The organism is Alterinioella sp. (assembly GCF_058343375.1).
Map to the genome: position 1 here is coordinate 22,920 of NZ_JBTUJH010000032.1, position 20,340 is coordinate 43,259.

General features: G+C 61.1%; 27 protein-coding genes. 7 read left to right on the top strand and 20 right to left on the bottom strand.

The window, feature by feature from the left end; translation table 11 throughout:
* Nucleotides 1-9: 9 nt before the first annotated feature.
* The 9 genes from ACW8PS_RS05640 to ACW8PS_RS05680 all read right to left on the bottom strand — a co-directional run bounded on the left by ACW8PS_RS05640 (nucleotide 10) and on the right by ACW8PS_RS05680 (nucleotide 6,729).
* Nucleotides 10-1,269: a CpaE/TadZ family protein gene (locus tag ACW8PS_RS05640; RefSeq protein ID WP_491526335.1), complete on the bottom strand. Its 1,260-nt coding sequence runs from the start codon at nucleotides 1,267-1,269 to the stop codon at nucleotides 10-12.
* A gap of 218 nt (nucleotides 1,270-1,487) precedes the next feature.
* Nucleotides 1,488-2,102 carry an OmpA family protein gene (locus ACW8PS_RS05645; RefSeq protein WP_491526336.1) on the bottom strand — a complete coding sequence of 205 codons (615 nt, stop codon included), beginning with the start codon at nucleotides 2,100-2,102 and terminating at the stop codon, nucleotides 1,488-1,490.
* Nucleotides 2,103-2,106: 4 nt separating this feature from the next.
* A complete protein-coding gene (locus ACW8PS_RS05650; protein WP_491526337.1) occupies nucleotides 2,107-3,519 on the bottom strand; it encodes a type II and III secretion system protein family protein in 1,413 nt (470 codons plus the stop codon).
* A gap of 206 nt (nucleotides 3,520-3,725) precedes the next feature.
* Complete coding sequence (cpaB, locus tag ACW8PS_RS05655) at nucleotides 3,726-4,544, bottom strand: Flp pilus assembly protein CpaB (protein WP_491526338.1); 819 nt, start codon at nucleotides 4,542-4,544, stop codon at nucleotides 3,726-3,728.
* Nucleotides 4,545-4,722: 178 nt separating this feature from the next.
* Nucleotides 4,723-4,935, bottom strand: coding sequence for a pilus assembly protein (locus tag ACW8PS_RS05660; protein WP_491526339.1), 213 nt, complete (start codon nucleotides 4,933-4,935; stop codon nucleotides 4,723-4,725).
* Nucleotides 4,936-5,153: 218 nt separating this feature from the next.
* Nucleotides 5,154-5,351 (bottom strand): pilus assembly protein, encoded by a 198-nt coding sequence (locus tag ACW8PS_RS05665; RefSeq protein WP_491526340.1) that lies wholly within the window; start codon nucleotides 5,349-5,351, stop codon nucleotides 5,154-5,156.
* Between the two features lie 217 nt (nucleotides 5,352-5,568).
* Entirely contained in the window at nucleotides 5,569-5,766 is a 198-nt protein-coding gene (locus tag ACW8PS_RS05670) for a pilus assembly protein (protein ID WP_491526341.1), read from the bottom strand.
* A 233-nt stretch (nucleotides 5,767-5,999) separates the two neighbouring features.
* Nucleotides 6,000-6,191, bottom strand: coding sequence for a pilus assembly protein (locus ACW8PS_RS05675; protein ID WP_491526342.1), 192 nt, complete (start codon nucleotides 6,189-6,191; stop codon nucleotides 6,000-6,002).
* A gap of 346 nt (nucleotides 6,192-6,537) precedes the next feature.
* Entirely contained in the window at nucleotides 6,538-6,729 is a 192-nt protein-coding gene (locus ACW8PS_RS05680) for a pilus assembly protein (RefSeq protein ID WP_491526343.1), read from the bottom strand.
* Nucleotides 6,730-7,041: 312 nt separating this feature from the next.
* On the opposite strand from ACW8PS_RS05680, the gene ACW8PS_RS05685 reads away from it, so the two are divergent.
* Nucleotides 7,042-7,875 (top strand): lytic transglycosylase domain-containing protein, encoded by an 834-nt coding sequence (locus tag ACW8PS_RS05685; RefSeq protein ID WP_491526344.1) that lies wholly within the window; start codon nucleotides 7,042-7,044, stop codon nucleotides 7,873-7,875.
* On the opposite strand, the gene ACW8PS_RS05690 is transcribed toward ACW8PS_RS05685, so the two are convergent.
* Genes ACW8PS_RS05690 through pobA form a run of 5 tightly spaced genes read right to left on the bottom strand, consistent with a single transcriptional unit; the run spans nucleotide 7,872 to nucleotide 11,613 of the window.
* The gene (locus ACW8PS_RS05690) at nucleotides 7,872-8,702 is read right to left on the bottom strand and encodes a 3-oxoadipate:acetyl-CoA acetyltransferase (protein WP_491526345.1); all 831 of its coding nucleotides are present in this window, start codon (nucleotides 8,700-8,702) and stop codon (nucleotides 7,872-7,874) included. The two genes, ACW8PS_RS05685 and ACW8PS_RS05690, sit on opposite strands and share 4 nt — an antisense overlap.
* Before the next feature lie 10 nt (nucleotides 8,703-8,712).
* On the bottom strand, nucleotides 8,713-9,324 hold the full coding sequence (pcaG, locus tag ACW8PS_RS05695) for a protocatechuate 3,4-dioxygenase subunit alpha (protein WP_491526346.1): 612 nt from the start codon (nucleotides 9,322-9,324) through the stop codon (nucleotides 8,713-8,715).
* On the bottom strand, nucleotides 9,324-10,049 hold the full coding sequence (gene pcaH / locus ACW8PS_RS05700) for a protocatechuate 3,4-dioxygenase subunit beta (protein WP_491526347.1): 726 nt from the start codon (nucleotides 10,047-10,049) through the stop codon (nucleotides 9,324-9,326). The genes pcaG and pcaH overlap by 1 nt, the downstream gene beginning before the upstream one ends.
* Entirely contained in the window at nucleotides 10,046-10,432 is a 387-nt protein-coding gene (gene pcaC, locus ACW8PS_RS05705; RefSeq protein ID WP_491526348.1) for a 4-carboxymuconolactone decarboxylase, read from the bottom strand. Before pcaC ends, pcaH begins: the two co-directional genes overlap by 4 nt.
* Nucleotides 10,433-10,443: 11 nt before the next feature.
* Entirely contained in the window at nucleotides 10,444-11,613 is a 1,170-nt protein-coding gene (gene pobA / locus ACW8PS_RS05710; protein WP_491526349.1) for a 4-hydroxybenzoate 3-monooxygenase, read from the bottom strand.
* An 88-nt stretch (nucleotides 11,614-11,701) separates the two neighbouring features.
* On the opposite strand from pobA, the gene pcaQ reads away from it, so the two are divergent.
* Nucleotides 11,702-12,634, top strand: coding sequence for a pca operon transcription factor PcaQ (gene pcaQ, locus ACW8PS_RS05715; RefSeq protein ID WP_491526350.1), 933 nt, complete (start codon nucleotides 11,702-11,704; stop codon nucleotides 12,632-12,634).
* Nucleotides 12,635-12,657: 23 nt separating this feature from the next.
* On the opposite strand, the gene ACW8PS_RS05720 is transcribed toward pcaQ, so the two are convergent.
* The 3 genes from ACW8PS_RS05720 to ACW8PS_RS05730 form a co-directional block, all read right to left on the bottom strand.
* Complete coding sequence (locus ACW8PS_RS05720) at nucleotides 12,658-13,284, bottom strand: 3-oxoacid CoA-transferase subunit B (RefSeq protein ID WP_491526351.1); 627 nt, start codon at nucleotides 13,282-13,284, stop codon at nucleotides 12,658-12,660.
* Entirely contained in the window at nucleotides 13,284-13,988 is a 705-nt protein-coding gene (locus tag ACW8PS_RS05725; protein WP_491526352.1) for a CoA transferase subunit A, read from the bottom strand. Before ACW8PS_RS05725 ends, ACW8PS_RS05720 begins: the two co-directional genes overlap by 1 nt.
* 86 nt (nucleotides 13,989-14,074) lie before the next feature.
* Nucleotides 14,075-15,172, bottom strand: coding sequence for a class II histone deacetylase (locus ACW8PS_RS05730; RefSeq protein WP_491526353.1), 1,098 nt, complete (start codon nucleotides 15,170-15,172; stop codon nucleotides 14,075-14,077).
* A gap of 67 nt (nucleotides 15,173-15,239) precedes the next feature.
* Here ACW8PS_RS05730 and ACW8PS_RS05735 point away from each other — a divergent pair, with 67 nt between their 5' ends.
* Nucleotides 15,240-15,494 carry a DUF167 domain-containing protein gene (locus ACW8PS_RS05735; RefSeq protein WP_491526354.1) on the top strand — a complete coding sequence of 85 codons (255 nt, stop codon included), beginning with the start codon at nucleotides 15,240-15,242 and terminating at the stop codon, nucleotides 15,492-15,494.
* Nucleotides 15,495-15,626: a TraR/DksA family transcriptional regulator gene (locus tag ACW8PS_RS05740; protein WP_491526355.1), complete on the top strand. Its 132-nt coding sequence runs from the start codon at nucleotides 15,495-15,497 to the stop codon at nucleotides 15,624-15,626.
* Between the two features lie 23 nt (nucleotides 15,627-15,649).
* On the opposite strand, the gene ACW8PS_RS05745 is transcribed toward ACW8PS_RS05740, so the two are convergent.
* Nucleotides 15,650-15,889 carry a DUF8831 family protein gene (locus ACW8PS_RS05745; protein WP_491526356.1) on the bottom strand — a complete coding sequence of 80 codons (240 nt, stop codon included), beginning with the start codon at nucleotides 15,887-15,889 and terminating at the stop codon, nucleotides 15,650-15,652.
* A gap of 200 nt (nucleotides 15,890-16,089) precedes the next feature.
* On the opposite strand from ACW8PS_RS05745, the gene ACW8PS_RS05750 reads away from it, so the two are divergent.
* A complete protein-coding gene (locus ACW8PS_RS05750; protein WP_491526357.1) occupies nucleotides 16,090-16,344 on the top strand; it encodes a DUF6455 family protein in 255 nt (84 codons plus the stop codon).
* Between the two features lie 845 nt (nucleotides 16,345-17,189).
* Here the strand turns inward: ACW8PS_RS05750 and ACW8PS_RS05755 are convergent.
* A complete protein-coding gene (locus ACW8PS_RS05755) occupies nucleotides 17,190-17,951 on the bottom strand; it encodes an alpha/beta fold hydrolase (protein ID WP_491526358.1) in 762 nt (253 codons plus the stop codon).
* 93 nt (nucleotides 17,952-18,044) lie between these two features.
* Here ACW8PS_RS05755 and ACW8PS_RS05760 point away from each other — a divergent pair, with 93 nt between their 5' ends.
* On the top strand, nucleotides 18,045-18,422 hold the full coding sequence (locus tag ACW8PS_RS05760; protein ID WP_491526359.1) for a hypothetical protein: 378 nt from the start codon (nucleotides 18,045-18,047) through the stop codon (nucleotides 18,420-18,422).
* Here the strand turns inward: ACW8PS_RS05760 and ACW8PS_RS05765 are convergent.
* Nucleotides 18,419-19,330: a pirin family protein gene (locus ACW8PS_RS05765; protein ID WP_491526360.1), complete on the bottom strand. Its 912-nt coding sequence runs from the start codon at nucleotides 19,328-19,330 to the stop codon at nucleotides 18,419-18,421. The genes ACW8PS_RS05760 and ACW8PS_RS05765 overlap by 4 nt on opposite strands.
* A gap of 357 nt (nucleotides 19,331-19,687) precedes the next feature.
* On the opposite strand from ACW8PS_RS05765, the gene ACW8PS_RS05770 reads away from it, so the two are divergent.
* The gene (locus tag ACW8PS_RS05770) at nucleotides 19,688-20,182 is read left to right on the top strand and encodes a hypothetical protein (protein WP_491526361.1); all 495 of its coding nucleotides are present in this window, start codon (nucleotides 19,688-19,690) and stop codon (nucleotides 20,180-20,182) included.
* The last annotated feature ends 158 nt before the right edge of the window (nucleotides 20,183-20,340 follow it).

The window sequence follows — 20,340 nt, forward strand, 5'->3', positions numbered from 1 at the left end:
CTGCGATCCTTATTTGGCGACTGCTTGGACCGCGATGGCCCCATGCAGCGTCTTGGCGAGTTTCAGGATTTCCTTGCGCAGCGGGTTTTTCTTGGCCATGTCGGCCAGCGGCACGCCGTGATCACATGCATGGGCCACCTGTTTGGTGCCGTCAGGCAGCTGCGTCTTCAATTCGATATCCAGGCTTTCGGCCAGCCGCTTGATGCGGGCCTTGCCGGACAGGTCCAACCCGCGCGGCGCGCGGTTCAGCACGTAATGCATCTTGTCGACCGGCAAGTCTTCGGCCTGCAACGCCTTGATGAAGCGCATGGTATTCTGGGCCGAGCGCATATCCAGTTCCAGCGTCGCGAAATAGATATCGGCGGCGTTCATCACTGTTTCGGTCCATTGCACCATGGTTGCCGGCATATCGACGATGACCACGTCAAAGGTGTCGCGCGCCAGTTTCAGCAGGGCGGTCACCTCATCGGGGCCGACAATGTCCAGCGGCAGAATTTCTGTCGGCGCGGTAAAGACGGAAAGCTTCTGGTTGAAACTCAGCAGCGCCTGTTTGAACGCCTCGGTATCCATGGTCTGCGCATCTGACAAAACTTCAAAGATCACTTCACGGCGTGGCAGGTCCAGATAGGTCGAGACCGAGCCGAATTGCAGATCCAGATCCATCAGGCACACAGATGGCGGGTTTTTCTTGTCGATATTGGCCAGTTCCCAGGCCAGGTTGACAGCCAGCGTGGTGGCACCGGTGCCGCCCGCCATGCTTTGCACGGCAAACAGGACATGGTCCTTGATATCGGTGGTTGTGGGCTGAATCGCTGTAGCCCCTTCCGAGACATGGCCACCAATGTCAGCCTCGGCGGGCGTTTTCGAGCGGATCCGTTGCAACGAGTCGTGAAATGCGTGTTCGGGCAGGGGGTAGGGCACGAAATCATCGGCCCCCGATTGCAACAGCTTGTGCAATGCGGCGGGGCTGACATCTTCGGCGATCAGCATCACCTTGACGTCCTTGGATTTCGCCAGCCGGATGACCGAACAGACCATCTCGATATCGGGCTCGTCCTGATCGTCAATTGCGATGGCAACGAATTCAAGGGATTCACCGTCGGGCTGGTTCAAAAAGGCCTGCGCCTCCATAAAACCAAGATCGCCCCAGGCTTCGCCCAGTTCTGCCTCGATATCATCGATCAGCAAATCGAATGTCTGCACATCGCGCGCGATGGTGCAGGCAACGATTGGTGCTGGATTCGACTGTAACGCCAAGCCTCCGCTCATCCTCAAAACCCCGAATCGCCCGACTTACTGTCGGGTCAGTTGTCAGTTCAGCTCCGGCACTTGGCCTGTGAACCGGAAGGTCGTTTTGGGATTCACGTTCGATCAGAACCCGGCACCCGCGCCTCCGGTGCAATTCATGCCGGTTAACTTGGGCAAGAATGCGACCAAAAAACCGAAATACTGGGGTATTGTCCCTGATTTGTGGCTATTTGTGCGTGTTACTCGCCGCCGCCGGCGCTGCCGGTAAAGGTCCGGTAAACGATGTTGGCGTAATTGCCGTCCAGGACCATCTGGTTGCCCTGCACAAAGCCGCTGACCTCGGTCACGGTGCGCCGGTTGCGCAATTCACGGTTCGGCGTGGCTACCAGAGGCTGCGTTTCGCCAAGCGACACAAGCGCATCCAACCTGTCGCGATCAATGCCCTGGGCGACCAGGAAATTCACCGCCGCGCGCGCACGGCGCAGACCAAGCCGATAATTGAAGGAATCCGAGCCGACCAGATCGGTATGGCCATAGACGCTGAACCGCACTTCGGGGAATTGCCGGATCCAATTGGCCTGCGCGCGCAACACATTTTGCGACGTCACGTCCAGATCATCCGAATTGAAGGCGAAATTGATCGTGGTGGGCACTTCCCGGGCAAAACGCTCGGCCAGCTGTTCATAATAGCTGCGCTGGCCGGTCATCACGAGGACGTTGTTCATGGTCGGGTCGCCAAAACGCCCTTCGTCCAGAAAACGCCCGGCCTCACCCGCAGAACGGATCCGTTCACAGCCCGAAACCACCAGCAGAACAATGCCCATGGCAAGTGCGATTGAGAGACGTGTATTCATGTTCTTACTCCATCACATAGCCGTAGGAACCGCTGAAATCCTGCTGCGCGACGTCGCCCGCAGCACTGCCCGCGGCGGGGCGCCCTGCGGTCTGGCCCAGAAGGAACAGCTCATTCTCGGTCGGAATGCGGATGCGGTCGGTGGGCAGGGCGAAAGCCTCGCCCCGCGTCGGTGACACCAGATGCGCGGTGATGATGATCACCAGTTCGGACTGGTCACGCTGGTAATTTGCACTGCGAAACAGCGCGCCCAGAATCGGAATATCGCCCAACCAGGGCACCTGGCCGATACTGTCGCGGAAATCATCCTGCAAAAGCCCGGCAATGGCAAAGCTCTCGCCGTCGCGCAGTTGGACCGTGGTGCTGGTGGATCGGGTTCTGAGGCCCGGCACACCGGTGGTTGCATTGGTCAGTTGCGCATCAATGGCCGAGACTTGCGCGGACATTTCAAGGTTGATCACCTCATCGCTGACAACGGTCGGCGTAAAGGCCAGCTGGATGCCGAAGGGGCGAAACTCGACCGTGGTGCCTTCACTGGTCTGCACCGGCACCGGATATTCGCCACCGGCCAGGAAAGTTGCACTTTGGCCGGAAAGCGCGCTGAGGTTCGGCTCGGCCAGTGTGCGCACGACGCCATTGGCCTCAAGCGCCTCAAGAAGAACGGAAATTTGCAGGCTGTTGCTGCCAAAGCTGAACCCCATGGCACCTTCGCGGCCAGCCGCAGAGCCGGGAAAACCCGGGTTTGTCGCAAAATCGGACGCGCCGCCGCCGCTGTTCTGGCCGCTGCCAAGCGAGAATCCGTTACCTTGGCCAAAGGCGGTTCCGGCAATGCCAAGCGACATGCCCAGATCACGCCGCACCGTGCGTGACATTTCGGCGAATCGCACCCGCAGCATCACCTGTTGCGTGCCGCCCACGACCATCAGGTTGGACACCCGGTCGGGCGCATAGCGTTGCGCAAGCTCCAGGGCGCGGTTCAGGATCTGGCCCGAAGACACCGTGCCGCTGAGCACGATGCCGTCATTGGCGCTGCGCACTTCGACGCCCTCATTTGGCAGGATCTCGCGCAGGCGTTCGCGGAATTCGGCCAGATCGGGGACCACCTGAATCTCGACATTTGCAATCAGCCCGCCATCGGCACCAAGCAGCGTCATTGTCGTGCGTCCGGGCGAGCGGCCCAGAACATAAATGGTGCGTTCTGACAGGGTCGCAATATCGGCGATCTGTGGATTTGCCACCGAAATCTCGGCAAAGAGCGCCTCGCTTTCCACAACCACGGCGCGGTTCATCGGAACCCGCAGCGTTGTCGAGGTTGCACCTTCCAGCACGCGCAGGACCTGAGCCTGAGACGAAACGGGTGAAAGAAGAAATAGCGCACTGCCAAGGGCGGCGGCGCAAATCTGGCGTAATATGCTCATTGTGATCCTGCCTCTCTGATCACCGGATTTTCGTGGGTTCTTTTGACCCAGTTGATCGCACCATGCCTGAATTTGCTTAAATGCGCAAGAATCAGCATCTTGCAGCACGAGTCTCATGTGATTTTATGAACACGAAGCAGCAGGGCTAGCGTCAAAACGAAATTGGCCCCCAAGATCATGGGGGCCAATGTCTGTTTTGCTTGGTGTCAGTTGATGCAAGGCACCGCCGTCACCACCACTTCGGCACCGCGTCGGTTGCGCACCGTGCAGATCACCGGGGCTTCGGTTTCAGAAGTCTGGGCGATACCCAAAAGCATATCCTGATTGACCTCGATCGTTTCGCTTTCGGTCTGGTCGCTCACGCCGACCAGCGACAGGCTCAGCCCGCCGGTGGCCTGTGCCTGGGCCAGCGCCGCAATCTGCTCGGCGGGCGCGGCAATGGTAATGGTGCGCGCCACGGTCGGATTGCGGCGGTCCTGATCCGAGATCTGGTCAATCGCGATGATCGGCACCGAGGCCTGGATCAGCCGCGTCACGTTTTCGCCGCGCGAGTTGCCGGACCAATACACATCGACCCGGTCGCCGGGACGGATAAAGCCCGAAACGCCGGTGGCCACATCGACGCGCAGCGCAAAGGCACGCATGCCCTGCGCCAGTTGGGATGCTACGCCTGCATCCTCGCCGGGGGCCGATACTTTCGAGATCAGCACCGGCTCGTTGCGCTCCATGACGCGCAGCACGGTGCGCGGGTCTTCGCCATCGGGGAACAGATCCTCTGCATTGGTGAAGGCCCCAAAGGGCACATATTCCTCGGGCCACTCGATGGCCTCGACGTCAGCGGGCCGGATCTGTTCGCCATACCGCATCTCGCGGGTGACGACATAGACCGAAGTCGTGGGCACAATCGAATTGCGCTGCGACGCAAGTGCTTCCTGATATTGGGTGAACCGGTCCTTTGCCACGTAAACGGCAAATCCCGCCAGGCCCACGCCTATGATAAGGACAAGTCCGAAGATAACGCGCATTTTTACAGCCCCCTAAATAATGCCTGTGATGCGGCCGGATTGCTCCCGCCGGTTTTGTTCCCCGCCAGCCTGTCAGGTGATTGGGGCAAAAGAATGGAACGGATGGGACGATGTTTCGACAGCCATTGGCCCGGCGCGGCCCGGCATGTCGGGCACCGCGCCGGGTATTTGCCTGGCATCAAGGTGTCGTAGTTGTGGTTCCGAAGGCATCGGTGATGTGATCGGCCGCCAACTGGCCCTGGATATCGCCGGAAAGATCTTCCAGCCCGCTGGATATGACCGACATGACGGCCAGACCAAGACCCACAAGGGCAGCGGTCAGCACGACCCAGTCAACGGTCACGGCACCCGACTCGTCAGAGAAAAACTTCTGGAATGATTTGAAAGACATGGCTTGCTCCTGCATTTGCCTTGAACATGGGCCCGCAGATGTTGCGGGAAGAGCAGCGCATTCTGTCGCCTGGACCTCGAAGGGCCTCTTGCAATTGGCCCTCCGGAGGCGGCAGAAAAAAGGCAGAGCAGGGACGGAGCGGTGCAAAAAGCCGCAGGTTTTAAGCAAATGCGCCGATGCCCGATCGGGACCGGACCCCGGCAAGGGTGCTGTTGGCGTTACTCGAAGCCGGTCGTGACGTGGTCACGCTCCAGCTGAGCCCGGATCTCGGATGACAGATCCGACAGGCCCGCGCCGACCGTATTGGTCACGGCAAGGCCCAGACCGACAAGGGCGGCGGTCAACACGACCCAATCAACGGTGACAGCACCGGATTCCGACAAGATAAACGACTTCAGGCGAGCGGCAGCACGCATGGCAGATCCTCCAGGGATTAAGGGATGTGGCAGCATCCCGAGCAGACCCTGACAAGATCGCGGCGAACTGAGGCGGAAATGGGGCAAAAATGGGCAATTGATGACAAAATATGGCGGTATTTTGGAAACAAAAAACGCGAATAATGCTCAAATCGGAAACGAAAAAGGGGCCGCGCTGGTTGCGCGGCCCCTTTTGCAGAATTGGTTTTGTCGGCGTTTACGGGGTCGTGAAGGTCGTGCTGATCTGGTCAGTTTCCAGTTGGGTCTGAATGTCGCCCGACAGGTCTTCGACACCGGCGGACACGACGGCCATGACGGCCAGGCCCAGGCCGACGATGGCGGCGGTCAGCACGACCCAGTCGACGGTCACGGCACCGGATTCGGATTTGGCGAAGTTCTTGATATATGCGGTCATTGCTCTAGCTCCAGTTTTGGTCTTCATAAGGGTTGGCCCGTTTGGGGGCGTGCCCCTTGGGATGGGTTGAATATGTCGGTCAATCGGGGCGCGATTTGGGCGCTGAAAAGGATTTGTGAAGAATTTTCAGCGATATTTTCGAGATATTTACGAAGCACCGGGTGGCGGATGTGAAAAGGGGCCGCGCTGAACAGGCGGCCCCTTTTCGGGAATGGTCTGGTGGTCGGGCTGGTTTAGTCGAACGACGTGCTGATCTGGTCGGTTTCCAACTGGGTCTGAATGTCGCCCGACAGGTCTTCGACGCCCGAGGACACGACGGCCATGACGGCCAGGCCCAGGCCGACGATGGCGGCGGTCAGCACGACCCAGTCAACGGTCACGGCACCGGATTCGGATTTGGCGAAGTTCTTGATATATGCGGTCATTGGTTTGGCTCCAGTTTTGGTCTTCATAAGGGTTGGCCCGTTTGGGGCGTGCCCCTTGGGATGGGTTGAATATGTCGGTCAATCGGGGCGCGATTTGGGCGCTGAAAAGGATTTGTGAAGAATTTACCGCGATATTTTCGAGACATTTATAGCGCGTCGCGCCTGATCGGGTTCGAGCATTCATCACCCGGACCGAGGCAGCGTTCGCGCAATCGAATGCGTTCGGGTCGGCCGCTGAATTCGATTTGGCGCGACGCGCTCTATGAAGCACCGGGTGGCGGATGTGAAAAGGGGCCGCGCTGAACAGGCGGCCCCTTTTCGGGAATGGTCTGGTGGTGGGGCTGGTTTAGTCGAACGACGTGCTGATCTGGTCGGTTTCCAACTGGGTCTGAATGTCGCCCGACAGATCCTCAACACCGGCGGACACGACGGCCATGACGGCCAGGCCCAGGCCGACGATTGCGGCGGTCAGCACGACCCAGTCAACGGTCACGGCACCGGATTCGGATTTGGCGAAGTTCTTGATATATGCGGTCATTGGTTTGATCCCTCGATAAGTCAGTTTTTTCATTTGCCCGCCTGACTTGGTAAGGAGCCGTTTTGCGTGTTCCGCGGCCCTGCCCGTTTCGGCGACAGGGACCGTTAAGCCAGCGAAAGAGGGCAGGAATTGGGCGGGTTTTCGGTAATTTAAGGTAAAAATGGTTAACAACGCCATGCAAGTTTTTCCCAAAACTATTGAATATCAATCCATTAACGAGAAGTTCGGCAATCGCCAGCCATTGTCTTTCAAATAAAATGACCTTCAGGCACACTGAAAAGAAAACGATCCGAGGCAATCAGGAGCAGCCCGATGCGCATTGCAGGTTTCACGGCCCTCTGTCTGGTTTGGGCCGGGTCTGTCTCAACAGCGTTGGCGCAGGTCGAAGACGATGACGGCCCGCCGCCTTTCCCCGAATTCAGCTTTCGCCGCATCACCGTGCCCGATGCCGGTTATTCCGGTGCGCGTATCAACATCCAGATCGGAGCAGAGCAGGCCGCACCCCCGGGCGGGGCAGAGGCCGCGGCACCGGTGCTTGCGCCCGCCGAGGCCATCTCGACGGCGTGGTTCTGGGATCAGATCGCGCCGGGCCGCGATGACGGGGCGGGGCGTTTCATGGCCGCAATGGGTCTGTTGGAAACCGCGCCCGAGGCCGCCGCCCTGCAAATCGCCGGGGCTGAGCTCCTGCTGGCGCTGTCGGATGCGCATGATCTGGACATTCTGCGCGCCACCATCGGCACGCGTGTGTCGCCCGCCCTTGTGCTGGCCGTCATGGCGGTGGAATCGCGCGGCGATCTGATGGCGCAAAGCAGTGCCGGCGCGCAAGGCCTGATGCAGCTGATCCCGGCCACCGCGCAACGTTTTGGCGTGACCGACAGTTTCGATGCGACCCAGAATATCGCCGGCGGGGTGGCCTATCTTGATTGGTTGATGGAGGAGTTCGACCGCGACCCGATCCTGGCTCTGGCGGGCTATAACGCGGGCGAAGGCGCGGTGAATGCGGCAGGCGGCGTGCCCGAATATCCTGAAACGCGCGATTATGTGACCCGGGTTCTGGCCACCTGGCGCATGGCGCGGCTGTTATGCGTCACGCCGCCGGAACTGGTCAGCGATGGCTGCGTGTTGCAGACCATGTTGGACGGTTAAGGCGCGCGCAGGCCCAGAATGTCGCGCGCCTGCTGCCAGCTGGCGACCGGGCGTTCATAACGCTCACACACCGCGACCGCCCGCGCCACCAGCGCCGCATTCGACGGTGCCAGCGTGTCCCGGTCCAGCCGCACGTTATCCTCCAGCCCGGTGCGCGTGTGCCCGCCCGCCGCAATCGCCCATTCATTGACCTCCAATTGATGCCGGCCGATGCCCGCGGCGCACCATTCGGCCTCCGGGGCCAGCCGCGCCATCGTGCGCACATAATAGTCGAACACGTCGCGGTCGACCGGCATCGCGTTCTTCACCCCCATGACAAACTGCACATAGAGCTTTTTCGGCAATCGCCCGTCGCGATGCATGGCAACGGCCTGGTGAATATGGCTGAGGTCAAAGGCCTCGATCTCGGGCAACACATCATATTTGCGCATCTCTCCGGCCAGCCAGTCGACCAGATCGGGCGGGTTTTCATAGACCCGGGTCGGGAAGTTGTTCGACCCCACCGCAAGCGACGCCATGTCGGGGCGGAGCGGCAGCATACCGCCGCGCTCTGATCCGGCCCCGGACCGGCCGCCGGTCGAAAACTGGATGATCATGCCGGGGCAATGCGTCTTCAGCCCCTCCATCAGACGGGCGAATTTCTCAGGATCGCTGGTCGTGGTCTCATCATCATTGCGCACATGGGCATGCGCGATGGCGGCCCCGGCCTCAAAGGCTTCCTGCGTGCTTTCGATCTGTTCCGCGATGGTGACCGGCAGGGCCGGGTTTGCCGCCTTGGTCGGCACCGATCCGGTGATCGCCACACAGATGATGCAGGGTTTGGTCATGGCTTTGCCCTCAGATATCAAAAAACACGGTCTCGTCCTGACCCTGTAGCTTGATGTCGAACCGATAGACAGGCAAGCCGCCCTTTTCGCCGCGTTTGGCAATCAGCGTGGCGCGGCGGCGTTCCCATTCGATCAGGTTGATCACCGGATCCGCGGCATTGGCCGCGTCCTCATCCGAGAAATACATCCGCGTGTTCAGCCCCAGATTGATGCCGCGCGCGACGATCCACAGGTTGATATGCGGGGCCATCAGGGCACCATCACGGCCCATGGCGCGGCCCGGCTTTATGGTGTCAAAGCCCCATTCACCAGTGTCGAAATCGGTGATCACGCGGCCCCATCCGCGAAATCCATCCTCGACCTCGCCGCCCTCGGGATGGGCATAGATGCCGTCGGCATTGGCCTGCCAGACCTCCAGCAGCACATCCTTGATCGGCGATCCGGTGCCGTCGATCACCACACCTTCGACCCGGATCCGTTCGCCGCCCGCATTGGGCCCGGCAATGTCCCAGCCCAATTCCTCGCGGTAGATGTCAAACCCGGCGGCCCCGGGGGCCAGCCCGATATGCACGTAAGGCCCGGCGGTCTGCGACGGCGTTTCCTTCAGGTAGTCGGTTGTCATCAGTTCCCCTCCGGACGGTTTTCAAACAGCGTTGAGCGCCGCCCGCGCAGCACGATATCGAAGCGGTAGGCAATCGCGTCCAGCGGCACGGTCGCGTTCATATCCAGCCGGGCCACCAGCATGTCGATGGCGTCAGGATCGGGGATGGTTGCCACGATCGGGCATTTGGCGATCAGCGGGTCACCTTCGAAATACATCTGCGTGATCAGCCGCTGCGCAAAGCCCGATCCGAATACCGAGACATGAATATGGGCGGGGCGCCAGTCATTGACCCAGTTGCGCCAGGGATATGCGCCGGGTTTGACGGTGCGGAAATGATACTGGCCTTCCGCATCGGTCAGCACCCGCCCGCAGCCGCCGAAATTCGGGTCGATGGGCGCAAGATAGGTATCTTTCTTGTGGCGATAACGACCGCCGGCATTGGCCTGCCAGATCTCGACCAGCGTGTTGGGCACCGGGCGCGCGTTTTCATCCAGCACCCGGCCATGCACGATAATGCGCTCGCCGATCGGGGTTTGGCCGGGCTGCGCGTAATTCAGGATCAGATCATTGTCGATCGGGTCGATATCATTATGGCCAAAGACCGGGCCGGTGATCTCGGAGACCGAAGCTTGCAGCGAGATCGCGGCATATTGCGGCGACCGCGTGACGCTGGTCTTGTAATTCCGGGCCAGCGCGGGCGGGTGCCGGCGCCGGTCACGGGCATAATATTCGGCCGGGTTCATGTCCGATCCTCTCGCGCCATTTCTTCATATGTGGCCTTGGCCAGCTTTATCGCATGATTGGCCTTTGGCACGCCCGCGTAAATGGCGACATGCTGAAAGGCCTCGATCACATCGCTTTGGCTGGCCCCGGTATTGGCCGTGGCGCGGATATGCATCGGGATTTCCTCGAAATTGCCGGTGGCCGCCAGCAGCGCCAGCGTCAGCATTGACCTCTCGCGCAGGCTGATGGCGTCAGAGGCCCAGACCGTGCCCCAGGCGGCCTCGGTTATCAGGCTTTGAAAGGGGGCGTCAAACGCGGTTTTGTCTGCCTCGGCCCGGTCGACATGGGGTTCTCCCAATACCGCGCGGCGGATCTTTGTGCCGCGCTCAAATCTCTCGCTCATCGCCTGTCCTTTCAATATGGCAGCCCGACATAGTTTTTGGCAAAGACCTTTTGCGCGCAGTCGTGGTCGCGCAGAAATTCCAGATCGGCGCGCTGCATCTTCAGATCAAATTCGCTCTGATCGGGGTAGCGGTGCAACAGGTTTGTGGTTGACCAGCTGAAACGTTCGGCCTGCCAGATCCGGGCCAGGGCCTTTTGCGAATAGCGATCCAGCCCTTCCGCCTCGCCGTCAGTATAATGCGCCAACAGCCCGTGATAGAGGTAATGAATATCGGAGGCTGCGGTGTTCAGCCCCTTGGCCCCGGTCGGCGGCACGATATGGGCGGCATCGCCGCATAGAAACAGACGGCCCCACCGCATCGGCTCGGTCACAAAGGACCGCAGCGGCGCGATGGATTTCTCGATCGACGGCCCGGTGATCAGCGCCTCGGCATGGGCCTCGGGGATCCGGCGCTTCAATTCATCCCAGAAGGCGGCATCGGTCCAGGCATCGGGGCTGTCGCTGAGCGGGCACTGGATATAATAGCGGCTGAGATTGGCGTTGCGCATCGAACAAAGCGCAAAACCGCGCGGCGAATTGGAATAGATCAATTCGCCGTGGACGGGCGGCGTTTCGGACAGAACGCCAAGCCAGCCGAAGGGATAGATTTTCTCATATTCGCGCCGCACGCCCAATGGGATGGTCTGGCGGCTGACACCATAAAACCCGTCGCAACCGGCCACGAAATCGCAATCGATGCGCTGTTCTGCTCCGTCAATGTGATAGGTGACGAAGGGTGCGTCGCTATCGGCCCCGTGGATCGTCACGCCCTCGACATCAAAGACGATCTTGCCATCCATGGCCTTGCGCGCATCATACAGATCGCGCGTCACCTCGGTCTGGCCATAGACCAGGACGCTGGTGCCGGTATGTTTCTTGAAACTGACCTCGAAACTCTGGTTGTCAAAGGCGATGACCGCGCCGTCATGGACAAACCCTTCGCGATCCATCCTCTCGGCCACGCCAGCCTCGCGCATCAGCCCGACCAAACCGATCTCCAGAATGCCGGCACGAATGCGGCCAAGCACATAGTCGCGCGTCTTGCGTTCCAGAACGACCGTGTCGATACCCTTGCGGTGCAAAAGCTGTGACAGAAGCAAACCCGACGGTCCACCGCCGATGATGACAACCTGAGTGCGCATGGCAGCCCTCCTTTTGGGGCAGGCTAGTATATACAGAACGTGCTTCAAAATCAGTTCTTTGGCATTATGATTATCAAAAGGGGCAACCATGATCGACCAACGCGTCAAATACCGCCATGTCCAGGCTTTCGTGGAAATTACCCGCCAGGGCCGCCTGAAACGCGCCGCAGAGGTGCTGTTTCTGACCCAACCGGCGATATCCAAGACCCTGAAAGAGCTGGAGGATATCCTGGGTGTGCGGCTTCTTACCCGCAGCCGGGCCGGTATCGCGCTGACGCCACAGGGCAAGATCTTCCTGCATTTCGCAGAGATGAGCCTGGCGGCGCTGCGTCAGGGTGTCGATGGGGTGGCGCAGTTTGAACGCAAGGGCCGCATGGTGCTGTCGCTTGGCCTGTTGCCAAGCGTCGCGGCCTGGCTGATGCCCGAGGTGGTGCGCGAACTGGAGGTGGCGATGCCCGATCTGGGGCTGCGCATTCTGGACGGCCCGATTGCATATCTGACCGGGAAACTGCGCGATGGTGATCTGGATCTGGTGATTGGCCGCATGGGACCACCCGACACCATGACGGGGCTGTCCTTCATGCAGCTTTACAATGAACATGTGGTCTTTGTGGTGCGCCCCGGCCATCCGATCCTTGCAAATCCGCGGCTGGAGGATGTGGCGAACTGGCCCGTCGTCTACCCGCCCGAAGGCGCGGCCATCACGCCGCTGGTGGAACGGTTCATGATTGCGCATGGCATCACGGATATCCCGCGCCGGTTGGAAACCGTGTCGGAGGCCTTTGGCCGGGTCTATACCAACCGCTCCGATGCCATCTGGATCATCTCGTCGGGGGTTGTGGCCAATGAGCTGGCCGAAGGCAAACTGGTGGCGCTGCCCTTTGACACCAGCATCACCAAAGGCCCGGTCGGCCTGATGCTGCGCCCTGATGGCGAACCGGCCATGGGGCTGGGGCCGTTCCGCAAGGTGGTGGAAGGCGTCGTGGCGCGGCTGGCACCGGGCGGGGCCGCAGCCGGGTAACTTCTTACCCGGCCTTGTTTTCTTTAATCAACGATGGTGGCCTCGGTCGCTTCGCGCAATTCGGCCTCGGACACGCCATCGGCGGTTTCGACAATGCGCAAGCCGCCCTCAACCACATCCAACACGCCCAGATTGGTGATGATCCGGTCGACCACGCCCCGGCCGGTCAAAGGCAGGGTGCAGGCCTTCAACACCTTGCTGGCACCATGTTTGTTGGTGTGATCCATCACCACGATGACCCGGCCCACGCCCGCCACCAGATCCATCGCGCCGCCCATGCCCTTGACCAGCTTGCCGGGGATCATCCAATTGGCCAGATCGCCGTTTTCGGCCACCTCCATCGCCCCCAGAATGGCCGCCGCGATCTTGCCGCCGCGGATCATGCCAAACGAGGTTGCGCTGTCGAAATACGAGGTCCGCGCCAGTTCGGTGATGGTCTGCTTGCCGGCATTGATCAGGTCGGGGTCTTCCTCGCCCTCATAGGGGAACGGGCCCATCCCCAACATGCCGTTTTCCGATTGCAGGGTGATGTCCTTGTCGCCGACATAATTGGCCACCAGCGTCGGAATGCCGATGCCAAGGTTGACATACCAGCCATCTTCCAGCTCATCCGCCGCGCGCGCGGCCATCTGATTGCGATCCCAGGCCATTAGACAGCCTCCCTTTGGCGCGTGGTGCGCTGTTCGATGCGTTTTTCGTGCTGGCCCTGGATCAGGCGATGCACATAGATGCCGGGCAGGTGGATCAGGTCGGGGTCCAGCGCGCCGCGCGGCACGATCTCTTCCACTTCGGCGATACAGATCTTGCCGCACATCGCGGCGGGCGGGTTGAAATTGCGTGCGGTCTTGCGAAACACCAGATTGCCGGTGTCGTCGGCCTTCCAGGCCTTGACGATCGAGAGATCCGCAAAGATGCCTTCCTCAAGGATATAATCCTCACCGCGAAAGGTTTTTACTTCCTTGCCATCGGCGATCACCGTGCCAACGCCGGTCTTGGTATAGAAACCCGGAATGCCGCAGCCCCCGGCGCGCATCCGTTCGGCCAGCGTGCCTTGCGGGTTGAATTCCAGCTCCAGTTCGCCGCTCAGATATTGGCGCATGAATTCAGCGTTTTCACCCACGTAAGAGGACATCATTTTCTTGATCTGGCGCGAATCCAGCAGCTTGCCCAAGCCGAACCCGTCAACACCGGCATTGTTGGACGCGATGGTCAGATCCTTGACGCCGGAGGCCACGATGCCGTCGATCAGCAGTTCCGGGATACCACATAGGCCAAAGCCGCCAGCCGCGATCAGCATGCCGTCATGCAACGTGCCCTCCAGCGCCTCGGCAGCCGAACCATATACCTTATTCATGGGACAATCCCCCTTTCGATCTGCGGGCAAAGTGCCGTGCCGCCCCGGCCCTGTCAATGCGCCATGCTGCGCAGCAGCAAGAGGCGTCAGAGCGCCGCCTCCATTTCCGCGATCAGCACCGAACAATAGCGTTCGAACCGGGCCCCGGGCTGGCGCGCGGCAAAGGTTTCGGCCAGCGGGTCGGGCGCGGTGATGGCGCTGCCCGACAGTTCCTGCAACACGCCATGGCCGCAAAACGGCACATAGGCCTCGGAATATCCGCCCTCATGAACCAGCACCAGCCGCCCGGCGCACAGATCACCCGCCGCCTCCATCGCCATTGCGGTCAAGGCGCGAAAGGTTTCCGCTGTCGCCAGCATCCGGCTCAAGGGATCGATGGCGGCCGCGTCATAGCCGCAGGCGACGAGGATCACATCGGGCCGGAACTCGGCCAGGGCCGGGATCACAAGCCGGTCCATCGCCTCCAGATAGGTGGCGTGACCGGCCCCGGGCGGCAGCGGGATATTGAGGTTGAACCCCTGGCCCGCACCCGATCCACGATCCTCGAAATCGCCGGTATCGACGGGGTAATTGCGTTCCTGATGGATCGAGATCGTCAGCACATCGTCGCGGTCGTAATAGATGGCCTCGGTGCCGTTGCCATGATGCACATCCCAGTCAACCACCGCGACACGGGCCGCCAGATCATCGACCAAGGCCGCCTCGATTGCGATGGCGATATTTGCCAACAGGCAGAAACCATTGGGAAAATCAGGCAGGCAATGATGGCCGGGCGGGCGTGACAGGGCATAGGCATTGTGCAATTCGCCGCGCAGAACCGCACCGAGCGCCGCCTTGGCCAGACCCGCCGAAAGGCAGGCAATATCATAGCCATCGGGGCCAAAAGGCGTGCGCAGGCCCAATTCACCGCCGCCCGCATCCGACATCTGTTGAAACGCGTCGAGATAGTCTTGCGGATGCACGCGCAGCAGATCTTCGCTGGTGGCGGGCGGCGCGCCAAGCGGGATCAGATCCTCGATCAGCCCCGACACCTCCAACAGGTTTTTCAGCCGCCGTTTGGTTTCCGGGTTTTCGGGCAGGCCGCTTGCCATCGGCTGGACCAGACCGCCGGCCGCCATCGTGCCCGCGTAATTGCCGCCGGAATGCCAGAAACAGCGTTCATTCCAGAAAAACCCCGTGCGCATTGCCGTGCCCTCCGCCTTGATAGCTGGCAGAGTGGCGGGGCCGTCCGGTCAGTGCAAGGGGAAGAATATGGTCGATGATCTGAGCCATCTGGCGCAAACCGGCGCGGTTCTTGAATTGCGGGTCACGCCGAAAGCGGCGGCAAATACAGTGGCGCTGAGCCAGGATGGCCGCATCCGCGTGACGGTGACGGCCATGCCGGCGGAGGGCAGGGCCAATGCGGCGGTGATCGGGCTGATGTCGAAAGCGCTGAAATGGCCGAAAACCCGGCTGGCGATCACCCGGGGCGCGAAGGGCCGCGATAAATGGTTGAAAATCCTATGAATGCTTGACGCGGGCCTGGCGCGCATTGCGGCGGGCGAATTTGGCTGGTGCGCGGAATGTGGCGGGTTCATCGGCTTTGGGCGGCTCGATTCCGATGCCACCGTGATGCGCTGTATTTCCTGTGCGTCCTGAAGGGGGCGAGCCTTGATGCGCCGTCAGTCGATGACGGGGCGCAGGCGATAGATGCCTTCGGGCAGGTCAAGGGCGGCCGCCAGATCGCGCAGCTGGCTTTGTGACAGGGTGATTTTCTGCACCCGGTCGCTGCGCGGATCGAGCTGTTCCAGCGTCACGCATTCCGCAAAAGCCGAGATCGTCAGATCCTCCTGCAAGGGCGCGGGGCCCTCGTCGACAAGGGTCACGATGGTGGCGTCAAATTCATGTTCAATGGTAAACATGGCAGCACTTTAGACCTCTGTGGCGGGCTTGCCCAGCCCCTGATGTATCGCGGCGTTGGTTTTGGTTTCCCTTGTTATTCAAATAGTTGACTTGTCGACAAGGTGGCCATTGATCTGCGTCAAGGCAGGGCTTGCCGGGGCAGGGCATGTTTGGCGGACCCGCCGCAGCCCCAATGCGGCCAAAAGGGAGGCGCATTGCGATGCCGGGCAAAACACAGATCGAGGAACACAAAAAACTGATGGATCAGATGGCGGACCGTCTGGGCAGCGATCTGGATGAGGCCGAACTGCGTGGCGAACTGGCCCCCGGGATGCGCGACGCGATGGTGTTGAGCTGCACCAATTGTGCCTCGCCCGAGGAGTGCCGGAAATGGCTGGCCGCGCATGACAGCGCCGATGAGGCCCCCCAATATTGCCGAAATGGCGAGGCCCTGGCCGCGGTTGGAAAGACCTGAACGGGGTGGAATCCCTGTCTCGTTGCATCCGTCCCTGCGCAAAAAGTGACGCAAGTGTCACTTTTAACTGACGCATGTGTCATTTTTTAGAGTGCGTCGCCGCACCGGCCTGCCCCATGGTTCCAATCGTCGGGATCACCGGACTTGGTCGGGGACAGGTGGATTGGCCCCTTTTCGACCGGACACTCAGCCATGATCATGGAGGCAATCCCGGGCATGGCCGACGCCCTGAACCCTGACCGGAAAACGGTTCTCAATTTCGCCCCCAACCCGGCTTGATCGCTCGAAAATTCGGCAAACTCCCCCAGTTTTCCCACAGGTTTACCCCCAAATACCCGCCGAATTATCCCCAACATATTTCCATCCAGGCCTGCTTTTTTCTTGAGGGAATCACCAATTCGGTCAACTCTGATCCTACCGTCAACGGGCTTCGGTCCTGACGGCGGGGCGCAGGAAACCTGAATGGACCAGCGCATTGCGTGGCCGGGCTTCGGTACCGGGTCGGAATGCAACGGAACATGGGGTGCATCGCCGGAACGTGAAGGGTCTTTCAGAGCCGGATCGGAAAGGTCGCAGTCCAAAGGCGGACAGCGCGTCATGGAAACGGCCCTCGGGTCAAGACCATGGCAGCGGCGGGTCGCAAGACCCAATGCAAACTGGGCTGGCGGCCCCCTGGGGGGATCAAAGGTTCATTGGAAGGCGTCGGGACATGTCGCAAGACATGAGTTTGGGTTCTGCCCAGGCGCCCGGCGCCTTCTGCATTTCTGCCCCTCCGAAATCAGGGATCATCGACGGCCATGGCAGGTCTTGGCCAGCGCCATGGCGCGCGCCGGTCCCGGTGCCGGTCAGGCGTCCAGAAACACCCGCAGCGCGGCCTCGAACTCGCGTGGTTTGTCGGCATGCAGCCAATGCCCGGCAGCGGGGATTTTTGCAAAGCGCGCGGCCGGGAAATAGCTGCGGATGATCGCGCGATGGGCCGGCAGAACGTAATCGGACGCCGCCCCCGACAGCATCAGCGTGGGACCAGTGAACTGGCCGGTAATGTCTTCGGGCCAACCGGTGATCTGATCCATATCCGCCTCAAGCACATCGAGGTTCAGCCGCCAGCGTTTTTCCTTCACGTCCAGCGATTGCAGCAAAAAGGCCCGCACGCCCGGATCGGGCACGGCATCGGCCAGCTGCGTATCCGCGTCGCGCCGCGATGTTACCCTGGTCAGATCGACCGATCGCATGGCCTCGATCAGATGGCTCTGGCTGTGGCCATAAGCCACCGGCGCGATATCGGCCACGACAAGCTTGCGCAGCAACCCTGGGTGGCCAAGCGCCAGCACCATCGCGGCCTTGCCGCCCATGGAATGGCCCAGAACATCGGCCCGCCCGCCATGGGCTGCGATAACCTCGGCCAGATCACCGGCCATATCGGCATAGCTTTGCGACCGGTTGCGCGGGCTGAGCCCGTGATTGCGCATATCGACCGAAATCACCTGACGGCTGTCGGACAGGCGTTTGGCGATGACATTCCAGTTGCGCGCCGAGCCAAAGAGCCCATGCGCGATCAGCAGGGGTGTCCTATCGGTGGCGGGGCCGGTCAGGGTGGTGGCGAGCATGGCTGCGATCTAGCGCATCGAGGCCGCCCATGCCAGCCCGGTTGTAAGGCGGCCCGCGCCGCGTTAGGGTTTTCTGCTGAGATGGGGAGGGTTATGGGGATCGACCCGGAAGACTATGCCGCGACCTGCGCCCGGCTGAACGACCTTCTGCATGGCCAGATCGGCGCGCGGGGGGCGGATTTCGCGGCCAGCCTGCGCTATGCTGGCCGGACGCTGCCGCGTGCGGTGCGTCAGGCCGGGGCGCGCATTGTCGATCTGGGCGCGCAGGTCGAGAACCCCGAACCTGCGTCGGGTGCCGATGCCGAAGCGCTGGCCCGCGATGCCGCGATTGTCGAGCGTTTCCTGAACCGCCAGAACCCCAAGATCCGCAAGGCGCGGGCGCGGGCCAACATGGCGGCGGGACTGGCGTTTCAGATTGCCGTGGTGATTGCCCTGATGATTTTCGTCCTGCGCTGGCGGGGGTTGATCTAGCGATGCGGTCGCAGGAAGGTGCCGTTTTTCAGATCCCGCATTGCGGTGCGGATTTCCTCTTGCGTGTTCATCACGATGGGCCCGTGCCAGGCCACCGGCTCTGCGATCGGGGCCCCTGAAATCAGCAGGAACCGGACCCCTGTTTCGCCCGCCTGCACGGTGACCTCGTCACCGGTGCCGAACCGGATCAGGGTGCGGTTGCCGGACCGGTCGCGGATATTGACCTCTTGGCCCATCACCTCTTTCTCCAACAGAACGCCCTCGGGGGCAGAGGCATCGGCAAAGGCGGCCTCGCCCTCGAACACATAGGCGAATGCGCGGCGGTAGGTGTCGATCCGGAAGGTTTTCCGCACCCCCGCAGGCACGGAAATATCCAGATATTGCGGATCGGCGGCGATGCCATCGACCGGCCCGCGCTTGCCCCAGAATTCGCCCACGATAACCCTGACCCTGGTGCCATCATCATCGACCAGTTCGGGGATTTCGCTGGAGGATACATCCTGATAGCGCGGATCGGTCATTTTCATCGAGGATGGCAGATTGCCCCAGAGCTGAAACCCGTGCATCTGGCCGCTGGCGTTTCCGGCAGGCATTTCCTGATGCAGGATGCCGGACCCGGCTGTCATCCATTGCACGTCACCGGCCTGAAGCGTGCCGGTATTGCCCAGGCTGTCGCCATGTTCGACCGATCCGGCCAGAACATAGGTAATCGTCTCGATCCCGCGATGCGGGTGCCAGGGAAAGCCAGCCTGATAATCGGCCGGTGTCTCGCCGCGGAAATCATCGAACAGCAGGAACGGGTCCAGCTCGCTCGGGTCATGAAACCCGAAGGCGCGGTGCAGTTTGACCCCGGCCCCTTCCGTCGTGGGTCGGGCGCGGCGGGTTTCAAGAACGGGGCGGATCGACATTGGCGCTCTCCTGTGGCTGAGATCCGGAAATATGGCGCGTGGCCCGGCAATGCAATTCCGCGATGCCGAACCGGGATTGTGCGTTCCTGCAAAACCCGGTTTCAGGCCAGAGGGGCAGGGCGCGGGCATGGAACGGATGGCCAGGGGTATCGGTCTGGTTCAGGGGGCGCGGAGCGGGCTGGTCTGCGGCTGGAGGATGCCACCGGCCTCAGCATTCTGGCCGAGGGGTTGGCGGCCGGGATGGTCGATGACGGGCGGAAAGAACCCGGCCACGAGCTGCGGCGCATCTGAGCCTCGTCAATCCTGGCCAGACCGGTTATGGGAAGCGGGCAGATTGCTACAAAGGGCCCAGACCAGATGCCGGATATCGATACGGATGAAGTGATCGAGCGGATCACACCAAGTGCAAGCCGCAGGGTATTGGCCACCGCGGCTCTTGGCCTTCTGGGCTCGATGCTGCTGGTCGTGGCGGCCTCGAGCCCGCCTGCTGACATTGCCTGGAGGGTGTTTCTGATCGCGGTTGGCTTGGGCAGCATGTGGTTGTCCTGGACACTTTGGCGGGTCACCGGCGTGGTGCTGGAGCTGACGCGCGAGGAATTGCGCGAAGCCAATGGCCGGGTGCTGGCGCGGATCGACAACATCCGCTCGGTCGATCGCGGGTTCTTTGCCTTCAAACCGGCGTCGGGGTTTCGTCTCAGCCTGATCGAGCGTGGCCCGACGGTTTATGCGCCCGGGTTGTGGTGGCGGCGCGGTCGCATGGTCATGGTCGGCGGCGTCACGTCACGCGGACAATCAAAATCAGTGGCTGACCTGATTTCCATAATGATGGCGCAACGACGCGGCGAGATCTAGGGTCAGGACCCATTAACCCTGCATCACTGGTTTGACAGATTTTTTCTCTGACAAGGCGCAGGGCGCATGTAAATCTGGTTGATTTTCAAAGCCCTGTAACGCTGTCAGTGGGAAAATCCGTCAAATCCAAGGGACGCTGATTTGCCTTCATCTCAGCG